Source organism: Myroides sp. DF42-4-2, from assembly GCF_030326445.1.
In the GTDB taxonomy this organism is placed as follows: Bacteria; Bacteroidota; Bacteroidia; order Flavobacteriales; family Flavobacteriaceae; genus Flavobacterium.
The window spans coordinates 24,770-39,653 of record NZ_JACAKI010000022.1 but is presented as its reverse complement, the minus strand read 5'-3'; the positions used below and the strand labels follow the sequence as shown (position 1 = coordinate 39,653).

13 protein-coding genes and 1 tRNA gene are annotated in these 14,884 nt (G+C 36.8%); 6 read left to right on the top strand and 8 right to left on the bottom strand.

Features of this window, described 5'->3' with window-relative positions; genetic code table 11:
• Position 1: 1 nt before the first annotated feature.
• The 5 genes from HX062_RS13965 to HX062_RS13945 all read left to right on the top strand — a co-directional run bounded on the left by HX062_RS13965 (position 2) and on the right by HX062_RS13945 (position 3,612).
• Positions 2–73 (top strand) — tRNA-Glu (locus HX062_RS13965).
• Positions 74–112: 39 nt separating this feature from the next.
• Complete coding sequence (gene rpsT / locus HX062_RS13960) at positions 113–364, top strand: 30S ribosomal protein S20 (protein ID WP_002987410.1); 252 nt, start codon at positions 113–115, stop codon at positions 362–364.
• Positions 365–478: 114 nt separating this feature from the next.
• Positions 479–2,275 (top strand): translational GTPase TypA, encoded by a 1,797-nt coding sequence (gene typA / locus HX062_RS13955; RefSeq protein ID WP_286467818.1) that lies wholly within the window; start codon positions 479–481, stop codon positions 2,273–2,275.
• A gap of 257 nt (positions 2,276–2,532) precedes the next feature.
• Entirely contained in the window at positions 2,533–3,168 is a 636-nt protein-coding gene (locus HX062_RS13950; protein WP_182628572.1) for a 7-carboxy-7-deazaguanine synthase QueE, read from the top strand.
• A 36-nt stretch (positions 3,169–3,204) separates the two neighbouring features.
• Positions 3,205–3,612, top strand: coding sequence for a DUF2059 domain-containing protein (locus HX062_RS13945; RefSeq protein WP_182628571.1), 408 nt, complete (start codon positions 3,205–3,207; stop codon positions 3,610–3,612).
• 57 nt (positions 3,613–3,669) lie between these two features.
• On the opposite strand, the gene HX062_RS13940 is transcribed toward HX062_RS13945, so the two are convergent.
• From HX062_RS13940 to HX062_RS13930, 3 genes are all read right to left on the bottom strand, one after another.
• Positions 3,670–4,263, bottom strand: coding sequence for a hypothetical protein (locus HX062_RS13940; protein ID WP_182628570.1), 594 nt, complete (start codon positions 4,261–4,263; stop codon positions 3,670–3,672).
• Positions 4,264–4,406: 143 nt separating this feature from the next.
• Positions 4,407–4,913 (bottom strand): hypothetical protein, encoded by a 507-nt coding sequence (locus HX062_RS13935; protein ID WP_286467817.1) that lies wholly within the window; start codon positions 4,911–4,913, stop codon positions 4,407–4,409.
• 144 nt (positions 4,914–5,057) lie between these two features.
• Entirely contained in the window at positions 5,058–5,777 is a 720-nt protein-coding gene (locus HX062_RS13930) for a class I SAM-dependent methyltransferase (RefSeq protein WP_286467816.1), read from the bottom strand.
• Positions 5,778–5,844: 67 nt separating this feature from the next.
• Between HX062_RS13930 and HX062_RS13925 the strand changes: the two genes are divergently transcribed.
• Entirely contained in the window at positions 5,845–6,342 is a 498-nt protein-coding gene (locus HX062_RS13925; protein ID WP_286467815.1) for a YkgJ family cysteine cluster protein, read from the top strand.
• Positions 6,343–6,349: 7 nt separating this feature from the next.
• Here HX062_RS13925 and HX062_RS13920 read toward each other — a convergent pair whose 3' ends face one another.
• The 5 genes from HX062_RS13920 to HX062_RS13900 all read right to left on the bottom strand — a co-directional run bounded on the left by HX062_RS13920 (position 6,350) and on the right by HX062_RS13900 (position 14,834).
• On the bottom strand, positions 6,350–6,565 hold the full coding sequence (locus tag HX062_RS13920) for a hypothetical protein (protein WP_182628566.1): 216 nt from the start codon (positions 6,563–6,565) through the stop codon (positions 6,350–6,352).
• A gap of 67 nt (positions 6,566–6,632) precedes the next feature.
• Entirely contained in the window at positions 6,633–7,397 is a 765-nt protein-coding gene (locus HX062_RS13915) for a LytR/AlgR family response regulator transcription factor (protein ID WP_286467814.1), read from the bottom strand.
• Positions 7,398–7,510: 113 nt separating this feature from the next.
• The gene (locus HX062_RS13910) at positions 7,511–8,836 is read right to left on the bottom strand and encodes a RagB/SusD family nutrient uptake outer membrane protein (RefSeq protein ID WP_286467813.1); all 1,326 of its coding nucleotides are present in this window, start codon (positions 8,834–8,836) and stop codon (positions 7,511–7,513) included.
• Between the two features lie 14 nt (positions 8,837–8,850).
• On the bottom strand, positions 8,851–12,204 hold the full coding sequence (locus tag HX062_RS13905; protein ID WP_182628563.1) for a SusC/RagA family TonB-linked outer membrane protein: 3,354 nt from the start codon (positions 12,202–12,204) through the stop codon (positions 8,851–8,853).
• A 26-nt stretch (positions 12,205–12,230) separates the two neighbouring features.
• Complete coding sequence (locus HX062_RS13900; RefSeq protein ID WP_286467812.1) at positions 12,231–14,834, bottom strand: zinc-dependent metalloprotease; 2,604 nt, start codon at positions 14,832–14,834, stop codon at positions 12,231–12,233.
• Between the last annotated feature and the right edge of the window lie 50 nt (positions 14,835–14,884).

The window sequence follows — 14,884 nt, the reverse complement described above, 5'->3', positions numbered from 1 at the left end:
TGGTCCGTTCGTCTAGGGGTTAGGACGCCAGGTTTTCATCCTGGTAACAGGGGTTCGATTCCCCTACGGACTACAGAAAAAAATAGTATAGACTTAATAAAATATTTAAAAAATGGCAAATCATAAGTCAGCTTTAAAAAGAATTAGAAGTAACGAAAAAAAGAGAGTATTAAACAGATATCAGCATAAAACTACACGTAACGCGATCAAAGCTTTACGTTTGATTGAAGATCAAAAAGATGCTGCTGATAAATTACCTGTAGTTGTTGCAATGATTGATAAACTAGCTAAGAAAAATATCATTCATGCTAACAAAGCTTCTAATTTAAAATCTAAATTGACAAAACACGTTGCTGCTTTATAAGAAGCAATAGGTTGTGTTTATAGAAGACATACACTAAGCTCTCAATTCCATGAGGGCTTTTTTTGTTTATACTATACATTTCAATAAATACTAATATAATTTTAAAATCCTTATATGACACAAATTAGGAATATTGCAATTATCGCACACGTTGACCATGGTAAGACAACAATGGTGGACAAAATATTACACCACTGTCAGTTATTTCGTGAAAATGAAACTTCTGGAGAGTTGATTTTAGACAACGAGGATATCGAAAGAGAAAGAGGAATTACGATCGTTTCAAAGAACGTTTCTGTAAGTTATAAAGGAACTAAAATTAATATTATCGATACTCCAGGTCACGCGGATTTTGGTGGTGAAGTAGAGCGTGTATTGAATATGGCTGATGGTGTTCTTTTAATTGTAGATGCATTTGAAGGACCTATGCCACAAACTCGATTCGTATTACAAAAAGCTATCAGTTTAGGATTGAAGCCTTGTGTGGTTATAAACAAAGTGGATAAAGAAAACTGTACGCCTGAAGAAGTACACGAAAAAGTATTCGACTTAATGTTCGAATTAGGTGCTGAAGAATGGCAAATGGACTTCCCAGCCGTTTATGGTTCTGCTAAAAACAACTGGATGTCTACGGATTGGAAACAACAAACGGATTCCTTAGAACCGTTATTAGACATGGTTTTGGAGCACATCCCTGCGGCAGAAGTACGCGAAGGTAGCCCACAAATGTTGATTACTTCTTTGGATTATTCTACGTTTACAGGCCGTATTGCAATTGGACGTTTACACCGTGGAATATTAAAAGAAGGAATGAATATTTCTTTGATTAAACGCGATGGTAAAATCGTAAAATCTAAAATTAAAGAGCTTCATACTTTTGAAGGATTAGGTCGTAAAAAAGTAGCTGAAGTATATGCAGGTGATATCTGTGCGGTTGTAGGAGTTGAAGGATTTGAAATTGGAGATGTGATCGCTGATTTTGAAAATCCAGAAGCATTGCCAACTATCACAATTGATGAACCAACAATGAGTATGTTGTTCACAATTAATGACTCTCCATTCTTTGGTAAAGAAGGTAAATTTGTTACTTCTCGTCACATCAAAGACCGTTTAAACAAAGAATTAGAGAAAAACTTAGCGTTACGCGTAAACGAAACTGATAGTGCGGATAAATTTATGGTATTCGGACGTGGTGTATTACACTTATCTGTTTTGATTGAAACAATGCGTCGTGAAGGATATGAACTTCAAATTGGTCAGCCACAGGTAATCATCAAAGAAATTGATGGAGTTAAATGTGAGCCAGTTGAAGAGTTAACCATCGATATTCCAGAGAACTTATCTGGACGTGGTGTAGAGTACGTAACGTTGAAAAAAGGAGAAATGTTGAGTATGGAACCAAAAGGGGACCGTATGATTATTAAATTCTTGATTCCTTCTAGAGGTATTATCGGATTGAGAAATCAATTGTTGACAGCAACAGCGGGTGAGGCGATTATGTCACACCGTTTCTTAGAGTACCAACCGTACAAAGGAGAAATTGCTGGTCGTATCAACGGATCTTTAATCTCTATGGAAAACGGAAAAGCAATTCCTTATTCTATTGATAAATTACAAGACCGCGGTAAGTTTTTCGTTGATCCAAACGAAGATATTTACGAAGGACAAGTAATTGGAGAAAACTCTCGTGGAGATGATATGACGGTTAACGTTACAAAAACGAAAAAATTGACAAACGTTCGTGCATCAGGATCAGATGATAAAGCGAAAATTGTTCCGGCAATTAAATTTTCATTAGAGGAAGCTTTAGAGTACATTCAAAAAGATGAGTACGTTGAGGTAACGCCAAAATCACTTCGTTTGAGAAAAATCTTCTTAAAAGAAACAGATCGCAAGCGCAATAAAATCTAAGCGTTTAGGCGTTTTTAAATATATAATCCAGAGGAATTGTTCCTCTGGATTTTTTTTGCTTACACCTCTTCTCCTTCAAAGGAAGATTACAATAGGGGTAAAGGCAGGGAGGGACATGAAAGGATGCTTTGATTTTACTTGTAAATTACCTCGAGGAATAAGATAGTAGAAAACAAGAGATTCGCGTTTTTACTGTATATTTGCAACGTAATTTTACCTTTATAGGGTAAAGGTTACTAGTCAATAATTAGTTTAATATGATAAAGGAAAACCTAGAAAATGAGGCATTGACCGCAGGAAAAGTATTGCCTTTGATGGAACAGTTTTACACCATTCAAGGGGAAGGATTTTACTCGGGTCATGCGGCTTACTTTATTCGTTTAGGAGGATGCGATGTAGGGTGTCATTGGTGTGATGTTAAAGAAAGCTGGGATGCGGAATTACACCCGTTAACTCCAGTGGAACAAATAGTATCCGATGCAGCAGCAGTGGCTAATTTAGCCGTTATTACAGGCGGAGAGCCTCTAATGTATAATTTGGATTATCTCACCCGAAAATTAAAAGAAGCAGGGTTAAAAACCAATATAGAAACGTCTGGGGCTTATGAGATGTCTGGTGATTTTGACTGGGTGTGTTTATCACCTAAAAAAGCAAAACTGCCAACAGCAAGCGCATATGAAGCGGCAAATGAATTAAAGGTGGTTATCTACAACAAACACGATTTTATTTTTGCAGAGGAACAAGCTGCCAAGGTGAATAAAGATGCGCTGCTTTTGATGCAAACAGAATGGAGTAAACGCGCGGTGATGATGCCTTTAATTATAGAATATGTGAAGAAAAATCCGCAGTGGAAAATCTCGCTTCAGACCCATAAATACTTGGATATTCCTTAGTATAGTTTTATATTTACTCGATCAAAAAATACAATTATGAAAAAAATTATAGTAGTTGCAGCATTTATGTTGGCTGGACATTTCGGTTTTGCACAGGATGCAGCTTTTAAAGCAGATGCTGAAAAATATTTAGAAGTAAGTGGTCAAATGAAAACCTTTGACTACCTAACAGAAGAGATTATACAAAATATTCCAGAAGCGAAACGCGCTGATTTTAAAAAAGAATTTGAGGCTAGTTTGGCTGATTTTAAATCTCAAATGGCTGAAATTTATATGAGTGAGTTTACACCTAGTGAAATGAAGGAGTTAATTAAACTTTACGAAACCCCAATTGGAAAAAAATTATACGAAAAAAATAAAGTTTTGTATGATAAAGGTCAAGCTGTTGGTACAGAGTGGGGGATGGGATTACAAGGATTGATGATGAAATACATGGAAATGTAAGATACATAGAATCAAAAAAGCCTAAGCAATTTGCTTAGGCTTTTTTGATTTGAAGACCTACTCTCCGTAGTTTGTTGTAATAAAACCATCGATGAGATTGAGTTCTGTAGATTTAAACAGTGGACCAATTTCGTTGCCCTTTTTTCTAAAGAATATATGAGGAACACCTAAACTGTCTTGGTATTGTGTGGTTAAGTAGTGGACTAAATCGTTGTTTTGCAGGAGTAACCAAGTTGGACTTAAGAAGCCATTTTCTTGATGTAAGAGTCCTTTTTTATAATTATCTATATTGTCTATTTTATCGAACAGTGCAATAAATTTTAATTTTTTGTCATTGTGTTTAGCTGCAAGTTCATTCATGGCTTGATATCCAGTTATGCAAGCGCCACAGTTTGTCGAAGTAATATAGAACAAAGCATCCCAACCTTGAACTTCTAGTAAAGGATAGCTACATTTCTCTTTATCGTAAAATGAAGGATAGAGGATTTTCTCATTGTTATCGTGATCAACAACAATGATCCGATCTGGTTTTCCTCCCAATTCCCCAATTAAATGGGTTAATATTGTGGTGTACTCTTCGTCTGTGGTATAGGCTTTTTCTAACAGATCACTATTCCATGAAGTAAGTCGACCAAGGCTATCAAAAAACATGTTTTTTTTAAAAGCTTCAATCTCCGATCGTTCAAGGTTTAGTATTTTGGGAAGATGATTTTGTAGGTATTCATCTTTAGGTGTGTGGTAATTACAAGCGCAACATAGCACAAGTATACAGCTTAGTATCCGTTGGATCTTTTTCATTTTTTATGAGATGGATATACATAGATGCAGGTCTGTCCAATAAACGGGGTACATATTCCATCGTTATTTTTGATGTAATCTTTATGTGCGACCCAATCCTCTTTTTTGATTTTTGATTCATTTTGAAGGAAATCAGGATTTTCAAAAGAATGATCAATATAGAATGTTTTTTCATTAGCATGTCTATCGACTACTGTTATACTATTTGGATTTCCTCCTAGTTCTTTAATGATAGAAGTTAAAACTGCAGTGTATTTTTTATCCGAAGAATATGCTTTTTCAAGTAGGTCACTATTCCATGAGAATAAGGCTCCATTGGTGTCAAAAAACATGGAGTTTTTGAATGTCTCTATCTCTTCATTAGATAGTTTTAAAATATCAAGTAGGTTTTTCTTTAAGTAAATTGATTTTTGATCGGATTGGGTTGAAATACTTTCGTGATTGTCTGAGGAACAACCAATAAAGAAACAGCAACCAAGCAGAGCGAATAGTAAATTTTTCATGCTATATGATTTTAAATGTTTAACGTTTAAATAAAATCAAGTATCATACCTTTCCTTCTTTTTATTTCAATTATATACGCAAATCATCCCTTTTATGTAAATTTTTGTATTGAAAACCCCACAAAAAGGCATAAAAAAAGGAAGCTATTTAGCTTCCTTTTTTGTCAATCGTGCGAGGTATTCGTAATTTTCACCTTCGTATACTAGTTCACATTCCAATCCGCTGCCGTGTGCAGCATTTTGAAGCGTATTATAATCTAAGTAGAGCCAATCAAAGGCATCTTCTGTTTCTCCCTTATAGTGTACTTGAAAGACCAGTTCGCCATAATAGTCCTTGTTGTCCATCGGAATCCACTTTCCACCGTCTTCATCTTCATCAAACATATAAATCAAATCCGAACTGTCGATTAAGATTTGTCCCGTAGGAGTCAATAAACTCTTGAGGTGTTCTAGGTATCGGGTGATGTGAATCAGTCGACCAAAAATACCCGTTCCGTTCATTAGGAGTAGGAGGGTATCGTATTGTTGATCTTTTAGATCCAAAACGTTTAGGAGTTGTACTTTTTTCACACCTCTCAATTGACAAGCTTCAACCGCTTTAGGTGATATATCAATCGCCGTTACGTCTAAATTTTTTTCTTGTAAGTAGAGGGCATGTGAACCTGCGCCACAGCCAATATCTAAAATTTTTCCTTTGCTCTTTTTTAAGGCAAGTTGCTCTAATTCGGGCATCTCTTTATAGGAGCGAAACCAATAGGAAACATCCATTTCTTCTGGTTCTGAAATATCAGTCTCTGTTAGAATTACAGCTGGTTTTTGGGTGAGTTGGTAATCTAAAATTGCTTGGCCAATGAGGTCTTTCATTTTTTCTTTGATTTTTAATCTATAAAAAAGAGAGTTGTTGTAATTTTGTCCTTCAAAAAATAAAGGAATGAATAAAATACTGCAACAGCTTCCAAAGTTAGCCAAAGATAAGCATAATGAAAACAAAAAATATTTTGCGAAGCTACAAAAGAAACCACCTAAGGATTTAGATTATCAGATGGAAGAAATCCATACGGCAGTATTTAAAAAAACAGATTGTTTGTCCTGTGCCAATTGTTGTAAAACGACAGGACCTTTATTTACGAGTGCGGATATTGAACGCATCAGCAAGCATTTGCGCTTAAAATCTCAACAATTTATCGATCAGTATTTGCGAATTGACGAAGACAACGACTACGTTTTGCAACAAGTGCCGTGTACGTTCTTGGACGCAGAAAACTATTGTATGATCTACGATGTACGTCCCAAAGCATGTCGTGAATACCCACATACAGATCGAAAAAAGTTTCAACAGATTGCTAATTTGACGCTAGAAAACGTAGCAATCTGTCCAGCTGCTTTTGAAGTAGTGGAGCAAATGAAAAAGAAAATCATACTAAAATAAAAGCTGATTAGATAAAGAAGTACTCTTCTTCCGCGTCTTGAAATAGCGTAGAAGCTTCTTGGGAGAAATCTTCAATCGCATCTGAAAAGTAGGCAATAATATCTAAAACAACTTCTTTTATTTTTTCGAAAATACGCAATGCGTCATCCACATAATCTTTGATTAATTGAAAGAAATCTAAAATGCCGTCTACTAATTTAACGATATAATCTCCTATACTCATGGTGTATATTTTTGTTTTACCCAAATGTAATCAAAAAAAATAAGTCGAGATATAGGGAAAGATTACTTTAACTCAACCAATCTTTGAGCGGAGCAATATGGGCTTTACTTACAAATATATGTTGCTGATCTTCGCTTTGAACATTCAAAACAAGTTCGATTTTTTGGCTGTTGTGACGGATAACTTCTTTGATTGCTTGAATATTAACGATAAAGCTGCGGTTAATTTTGAAAAATGTTTTAGGGTCAAGTTTGGCAATAATAGCTTTTATCGTATCGTCGTAAATGAAGCGTTCATCAGCAAAGGTGTGTAAAAACAAGTGTTTTCCAGAGGCAAATAAATAGGCGATTTCACTCGTTTCGATTGATTTTAGTCGATGGCCATCATGGATTAAAAAGCGATCTTTAGGCTTATCTGTTGTCGGTTCATCTACAGCTTTAGTCGTTGGAAGTTGATCTTCCTGTAAGTGTTTGGTTATGGTGATATACTTGAGCAATACCTCGTCTAATGCCGACTTATTGAAGGGTTTTAGGATGTAACCAATAGCAAATTGTTTAAAGGCTTCAATAGCGTAGTTTTCGTAGGCGGTGATAAAGACTACGGGGCTTTTAACAGCAATTTTGTCGAAAATCTCCAAGCTTTTTCCATCGCCTAGGTGAATATCCATAAAGACTAGATCTACGCTGTGTTGAAAAAAGAAGGTTGTAGCTTCTTTGATCGAAGATAGCATAACGATATCTTCAACCCCAAGGGGAAGGATGTCTTGAGTAAGTAATAATTTCTTAAGATAGTTTGCTGCTAGAGCTTCATCTTCGACAATTGCTATACGCACTTTTTTTGGTAAAAGTACTAAAAAGTTCAATGTTCTAAAAATTCGTTTACTAGCTCAGGAGGGGAGAAAATAAAAAAAGCTACCATTTCTGGTAGCTTTTGCAGTGTCACCGGCTATAAATTTGGGTTGTTTTCTCTTGCTTTTCTTGGGAACGGCAAGGTATAACGCGGATCATTTTGTTGTAGTATAAATTCGTCTTTACCTAATTTGTGAACAATTTTTCGTTGATTTAATCGTCTTAAGTCATTCCAACGTTGTCCTTCAAAAGCAAATTCTCTGAAGCGTTCTTCCAATAGGTAGGTTTTGTATTGTGCTTGATTGAATCCTTTTAGTTGTTCTAATAGGACTGCTGCAGCTTCTGGTTTGTATCGGTTTTCAAGAATTGGAGCTAATGCTTGTGTAGCTTGATCCAATTGATTTAAAAACACATAAGCTTCGGCTTTGATGAAGTACAATTCAGCTGTTCTAAAGGTAATACGCGTTGCGTCATTTCCTGTTTTAACTACAACGAGTTGCTCACCAATTTTGTCAAATGATACAGCGTAACGCCAATCATTTTCCACGTCAAAAGTCGCCTTTAATTCTTCAGAAACATAGATGAACTTATTGAAGTTTTGGGTATAGACATCTTCTAAATTCATAATGGATTCTACCGATTTAAAATTGGCTACCGATACATCCTTTGTGGTGTTCAAATTCTGTAAGTTACTCTTGATCGCCATAGCATTTTCAGCGCTAGTTATAGCCTGTTGGTATTGCTGTTGAAACAAATTCACTCGTGCTTCTAAGGCGTAAATGGCCAGTTTAGAAAAACGGTAATTGCTTCCTGCATCATAGGTGCTAACTTTTAATAAACTCTTTGCTTGTTCAATATCGGCATGAATTTGAGCGTATACTTCAGCCATCGTCGATTTTGGTTTTTTGCTGTTTACCTCGACTTGATTTAGTATAACAATAGCAGGTTCTGTTGCTGCATTGGCTGGATTATAAGGTTTAGCAAATAGGTTCACCAAATCAAAATAGGCCAAAGCACGGAGGGCATAAGCCTCACCTAAAAGTTGCTCTTTTGTATCCCCTTCTTGCATGGTTTTCGAACCATCATTGATCGTTGAATTCGCATAAAAAATTACCTTATACAGTGTTTCGTAAGGAAATTCTTTTGTGCTTGCATCAGGGTTTTGATCGTTATAAGCATAAATATCGCGCACAGTAATAATCTCACTGTCCTCAATCATGTTGATTTGCACTTCATCTGTTCGAATAGTCGTTAGCGATTTATGATTGGGATATGCTTGATATGCTGAGGTTAAAAATTTTCTGTAATCATCCGTTGTTTTGGGAATGATTTTTCCTTCTGGTTCGATGTCTAAGAATTTATCACAACTAACTGTTGTAGCACTTAGACTGATACATCCGATAAATAAAAATAGTTTTTTCATGATAATCAAAAGGGTTAGAAGGTTACATTTAATCCTAAAGTAAACGATCGTTGGATAGGTTGTGCGTAAATGTTTCCGTATGTTTCTGGGTCAAAGTAGCCGTTGTAATTGGTACCAAATACAAATAAGTTTCTTCCTTCAACTGTAAAACGCACATTTTCTAAACGCAATTTTTCCAATACGGCTTTTGGTAAGGTATATCCTAGGCGTAGGCTGCTGATACGCAAATAGCTCGTTTCTTTTGCCCAAATATCCAAATAGTTGTAATAGTTAATAGGGGCTCCGCCATAATCAAACCATTTAGTTAACATCCAGTTATCTGTACCATCATACGGATCGTTTCCTGTTAATCCAGGTAGAGTTCCAGTGTTGTTGATAGGCGTCCACATATCTAATACCTCTTTCGTGTAATTTCTTCCAGGATCTACCAAGGCAGAATTGTAAGAAGGGGTACGCAATACCGTTTGTTTTAAGTTAAATGCAGCGGAAATAGTGAAATCAAAATTGTTAATTTTAAACGTGTTGATGATTCCTCCTGTAAACTTAGGATCTCGATCTCCTGCATAGGTAAATAGGTTTCTTGAGTCTTCTGCACTTAATTCTGAACCAACCATATAACCAGGCATGATATCTTCCCATGCGTCGTATAGTTTAAAGAACTGTTTGGCGGAAACTTTTTCGCCATCTTGCCAAAATAACGGATTTCCATTGTCATCTAATCCAGCTGTTTTCAATACAAAAACAGAATTTACTGCGTATCCTTCACGAGATGGTAAATACTCTCCGTCATTTACTTGAATGCGATCTACTTTACTCTTGTTGTGAGCAAAGTTAAAGGTTGTCGTCCAAGAAAATGTTGGCGTAGCAATATTACGCGTAGTCAATGAAATTTCATATCCTTTGTTTGTTACTTGTGCCCAGTTCATGTTTGTAAACTCAAAGCCCGTTTCAAAAGGAAGGGCGCGTAAGCCAATCAAATCTGTACTTTTTCTGTTGTAAGCATCAAATTCAATTGATACTCGATTGTTGAATAAACCTAAGTCGAAACCAAGGTTTGTATTGGTTGTTTTTTCCCATCTCAATGTACCATTTGGCAAATTCGTTACCTGAATTGTACCTTCTGGATATCCTGGTAAGATAGAAGTTGAGTTGTATTCCCCAATGACAAATGGAGACGTTGTACGGTCAATGTTTCCTTGTAATCCGTAGGATGCACGTAAACGGAAATTATTGATAAAGTCAATATTCTCCATGAATTTTTCATTAGACACTAACCAAGAACCTGAAATTGCCCATAACGGCAGGTATCTGTATTTAGGATCTACTCCAAATAAATTTGAACCATCGTAACGCACGCTACCAAATAGTGTATATTTTCTATCATACGTATAAGAAGCTGTTGCAAAGAAAGAAGCATAGGCATCTTCTCCTTTTGTTCTCTTATAGGTTTCGTATAGGTTTTTATTGGAATTGCTGTGTCCTTCAGGAAGAACAAGATCAATCGTAGTTAAAGTCAACGGATCATATCCATATCCTTTTGATTTGATCTGTTTGCGCTCTTCTTTGCGAATTTCCGTACCCACCATAACATCTACTTCATGCATGTCATTGAAGATAGCGTTATAGGTTGCTTGTGTTTTCCAGTTGTATTGGAAATAGTTGTCAGCAAAGTTCTCAATGATTCCACCATCGGGAACTAAGTACTTAAACTGCTTTGAAGCACTGTCGTAATACTTACTACTTTCTCTGAATTTACGCGTGTTATAGGTTTCCTTTCCGAGGTATTTTTCGGTGTCGTTATTTTCAAGTTGTAATCCCAATTGAGACGTAATTTTTAAATCATCAAAAACCTGATAATTCAAATCGAAAACTGCTTTTAGCGATTGGTTTACTAATTCATAACTTGTATTTTGACGCTCTTCTAAAAAGTTAAATGGAATATAGGTATCGTTAATTCCATTGATGTCTTTGTCATATTGAAAGCTTCCATCCTCATTGTAAGGCTGTAGGTATGGATTGGCATTTCTCGAGTAGTTAGCAGGGTTTACACTTGCGTCTCTATCAGAAATAAAGCTTGATTTTTTCGATTGAGTTCCAAACAAGGACACTCCAGCAGTTAGCTTATCACTTAATTGAAAGTTGTTTTTCAACGTAATATTGTAACGTTCAAATCCAGTACCAAATGTTGTTCCTTCTTCGTTGTAGTATCCCAAAGAGAAGTAGTAATCAGAGGTTTCTCCACCACCAGAAATGCTTAGTCCATACTGTTGGTTGAAGGTAGGGCGGTAGAGTTCTTTTCCCCAATCGGTATCCATTAATCTCAAGCGATTAATTGCATTTTGACTTTCGGGAGAAAGCGAGTTAAATCCGCCGGCTCTATAAGCGTCTAATTCGTTGTTGCTATTTAAGATTCTCGCTACTTCTCCTTGCCCTGAGCGCAAATTATTGATGTCAGCTCTACCAGCAAGCATTAACTCTAAATCTACTTTTTCCGATGCATTCATCAGGTTTAGTTTAGAGAATTGAGGACGTTCATTGACGAAGGTGTTCGCTGAGAAATTCACTTTCATCGCTCCTTTTTTACCTTTTTTGGTCGTTACCACGATTACTCCATTTGCCGCTCTTGCACCGTAGATTGCTGTTGCAGAAGCATCTTTTAAGATGGTAATATCCAAGATGTCATCTGGGTTTAATCCTGCTATGGAGAAGTTTTGCAATTGGTCGATATTCTCTTTGTCGTTAAAATTGGGCAAATTGTTTCCTTCCAAAGGCATTCCATCAATCACCCATAGTGGATCTTGAGGGCCGTTTAAAGAAGCGTTACCGCGAATTCTAATCTTCGCTGGTCCACCAGGAGCACCTGTTGGGGTAGTTACTGCCACTCCAGCAATTTGTCCTGCTAACATTTGATCAACACTCGCTACACCTCCTTGTTCAATATCAGCCATGCTGATTTGTGCAACTGAAGATGTTAACTTGCGTTTCTCAATGGTTTGGTATCCTGTAATCACCACTTCGTTCAAAATGTTTTCATCTGTTCCCAAGGCTACGCTATAATGCGTCTTAGACGTTAAGTGAATTAATTTGGACGCATAGCCAATAAAGCTAACGCGAATTGCTTTTGTATCTTTTGGAAGATCAAGGGTGAAATTACCATCGAAATCTGTCATTGTTCCGATACTCGTACTTTCGATAACCCCTTTTTGACCTGTTTCTGTAGATACACTTTGTGTCTCAACAATAACAGATGCTCCAGGTAAGCCCGATTTGTCGCTCGCATCTTGAACAAAACCTGTAATCGTTCTCTTCTCTTGCGCAAAGGCTAAAGTTAGGGTGAAGAACGAAAATAAAAGAAATAGTTTTTTCATTTTCTTAAAAAGTAAGGTTGTTAGTTTTATATACCTAATGCTTGGTTAATTCTATTTGCTAAATCTGCATAGTGAGCTTGTGTCGCTGCATCACCTGATTTTGCTTTTTTGTTGACAAGTTTTCGAATGGCAAATAATTCACCTTTCTTGTAACTCGTTACCTCTGACACTCGCTTCATTACGGTATAGTTAATGTTGCGCGCCTGATTGTCGTTCAATGAAACTCTACACAAGGTAGGCATTTGCAAAGATTGCTCAAGGATTAACCCTTTTTTGTTTGTTTTTTCAAATAGTTTGTTCACATCTATAATGAGTGCATCAACGTAGTTTTTTTGTGTCATTCGCTCCAGAATAGAAAGTGATTTCCCCTTTTTTGTAGAGGCAAAAATATCCCCTCTTACTTGATCAAATAACGCCTGAACCGTATATACTTTTTCTCCTTTAGTTTGAGTTTGCAAGGCTTCATTTTCCAAAAGACGAAGTAAACGCTCATCTGTAAACAGGTGATAAATAGCCGTGTATTGCAATTCTCTTGCTAAGGAGTAAGGCGAGTATTCATATGGACCGACAGGAGAATCTTTTAAGCTGTATGTTTTTTCATTGATGTCATTGAAAAATAACCAGTTAGGAATAGTGAACACATTTTTGCTCAAATACTCAACGGCTCTCTTTTGTGTTTCGTAAGGCACGGGTTGATATGCTTTCTTGTTGTTTCCGAATACAGCATGATCTAAATAAACACCACCAATATTAGCTAAAACATGTTGATTATACATTTGCCATTGTCCAATAGCGCCCATGTATAATTTTCCAGCTTCATAGTAATCTTCTCCTTGGTCATAGGTCCATGGAATTATATTTTCTACTACTATTTTTAAATTTTTTAATCCATATTCGCTAGCTTTCATTGCGTCATTACCCAAATCTTCAGATTGTGATCTTGGGTCGACGATATTCAAGTAGCTTTGTTGTTCACCGTAAAAATACATCGGATCATCTTGATGATCTTCGATCATTTGGCGAAGTGCTTTTTTCTCTTGTTCTTGGGTTGGATACCAGCGGTATCCCCATTCAATGGCGTATTTGTCATACAATCCAATTTGTGGCGTTATAGCGGTTACCTTATCTTCGGGTTGAGCTACGTAATTGTAACGCGCATAATCCATGATTGATGGTGCTGTCCCGCCCATCTGATCTGTAAAAGATTTTGAACGTAAAGAGTCAACAGGAAAAGCAAAAGAAGCTCCCATGTTGTGCTTCAAACCAAAAGTGTGTCCAACTTCGTGAGAGGATACAAATCGAATTGCTTCTCCCATATGTTCATCGCTAAATTTATTCGCGCGAGCTCTTTCGTCAATAGGACCTGTTTGAATACGCATCCAGCTGTGTACCGATGTCATAACGTTGTGCCACCAAATGATATCTGATTCGATAATCTCTCCACTACGGGGGTCAATTACTGAAGGGCCCATCGCATTGGATTTTGGAGAAGCAGCATAAGTAATCACAGAGTAACGCACGTCGTCAATATCAAAATCGGTATCTTCTACAGTTGGCTCTTTAGCGGTAATTGCATTTTTGAATCCTGCTTGTTCAAAAGCAACCTGCCAATCGTGTACACCTGCAATTATTTTCTCTCTCCACTGTGGTGGTGTCGCAGGGTCAATATAGTATACAATCGGTTTTTTTGGTTCCACTAACTCACCACGGAGGTATTTTTCAATATCCTCTTCTTTTGGCTCCATTCTCCATTTGGTAATGAATTCCTTTTCGTCCATTTTGTGTTGGGCATCACTGAAGTACCAATGTTTCTCCGTAAAATATCCCACGCGTTTATCCGCAATTCTCGGTTGCATCGGCTCTTTTGATAACAGAACGATATTCGTCGTTACTCCCATGGAAACCGATACATCACCAGACCCCTCATTCACACTAGTTGTCATCATGGATTTTACCACAATGTTTTCTGGAAACGTCTTGATTCCCTCAATATAAGATAGATTCGTCTTGATTGAGGTAGGTAAACTCAATCCTGATAAAACATCGTTAAAACTCTTTTGATTTCCATCAAATACCTTGTTTACCTTAATAACGGTAGCCGTTGAATCTGGATTTTGGGTTTCAATGTCAAAAACCTCCAATATCGATTCGATAAAGTTGTCCGCAACCGAACGCGTAATCGCATCTTCTTTAGGAGAAGATACACGAGGCGTTTCTGTTTTTACCCAAATTTTGTTTGCAAGGGTATCCTTGTGAAACGTAATCAATTTGTTCTCGTAATTCATCCCCTTATTCGCCCCAGCATCATTGATCTCCAATGGCACTTGCGAAAGCTTGTTCACCAACAAAAACTGACGGTTTAATAAACTATCCGGTATTTCAAAATAAACATCCGTTTTGACTTGAATAACATTAAATAGCCCTTTGGTATAGGTTCCCTTTTTTATTAAATCAGCGTAATTGTTCTCTTTCGTATCAGTAGAGTCTTTTTCTTTTTCCTCCCCCTTTTTCTGCTCTGCTTTCTTTTCAGTCTTCTTCTCTTTGGCGTATAGTAAGCCCGTTGGTGTTTGTGTCAAACAGCCTAGTAACGCTAAAGTACTGATACTTAGTTTAACCGTGTTTCGATTCATTACAATGTTAAGTTTAAGTTAAGTAAGGGATAAAGCTAAGGGTCTTCTTG

Coding starts and splice junctions, on each gene's coding strand:
- HX062_RS13900 (WP_286467812.1), bottom strand. CDS start 14,834: ATGAATCGAAACACGGTTAAACTAAGTATCAGTACTTTAGCGTTACTA.
- HX062_RS13950 (WP_182628572.1), top strand. CDS start 2,533: ATGATAAAGGAAAACCTAGAAAATGAGGCATTGACCGCAGGAAAAGTA.
- typA (WP_286467818.1), top strand. CDS start 479: ATGACACAAATTAGGAATATTGCAATTATCGCACACGTTGACCATGGT.
- HX062_RS13940 (WP_182628570.1), bottom strand. CDS start 4,263: ATGTTTTTTGATAGCCTTGGTCGACTTACTTCATGGAATAGTGATCTG.
- HX062_RS13920 (WP_182628566.1), bottom strand. CDS start 6,565: ATGAGTATAGGAGATTATATCGTTAAATTAGTAGACGGCATTTTAGAT.
- HX062_RS13910 (WP_286467813.1), bottom strand. CDS start 8,836: ATGAAAAAACTATTTTTATTTATCGGATGTATCAGTCTAAGTGCTACA.
- rpsT (WP_002987410.1), top strand. CDS start 113: ATGGCAAATCATAAGTCAGCTTTAAAAAGAATTAGAAGTAACGAAAAA.
- HX062_RS13945 (WP_182628571.1), top strand. CDS start 3,205: ATGAAAAAAATTATAGTAGTTGCAGCATTTATGTTGGCTGGACATTTC.
- HX062_RS13925 (WP_286467815.1), top strand. CDS start 5,845: ATGAATAAAATACTGCAACAGCTTCCAAAGTTAGCCAAAGATAAGCAT.
- HX062_RS13935 (WP_286467817.1), bottom strand. CDS start 4,913: ATGAAAAATTTACTATTCGCTCTGCTTGGTTGCTGTTTCTTTATTGGT.
- HX062_RS13905 (WP_182628563.1), bottom strand. CDS start 12,204: ATGAAAAAACTATTTCTTTTATTTTCGTTCTTCACCCTAACTTTAGCC.
- HX062_RS13930 (WP_286467816.1), bottom strand. CDS start 5,777: ATGAAAGACCTCATTGGCCAAGCAATTTTAGATTACCAACTCACCCAA.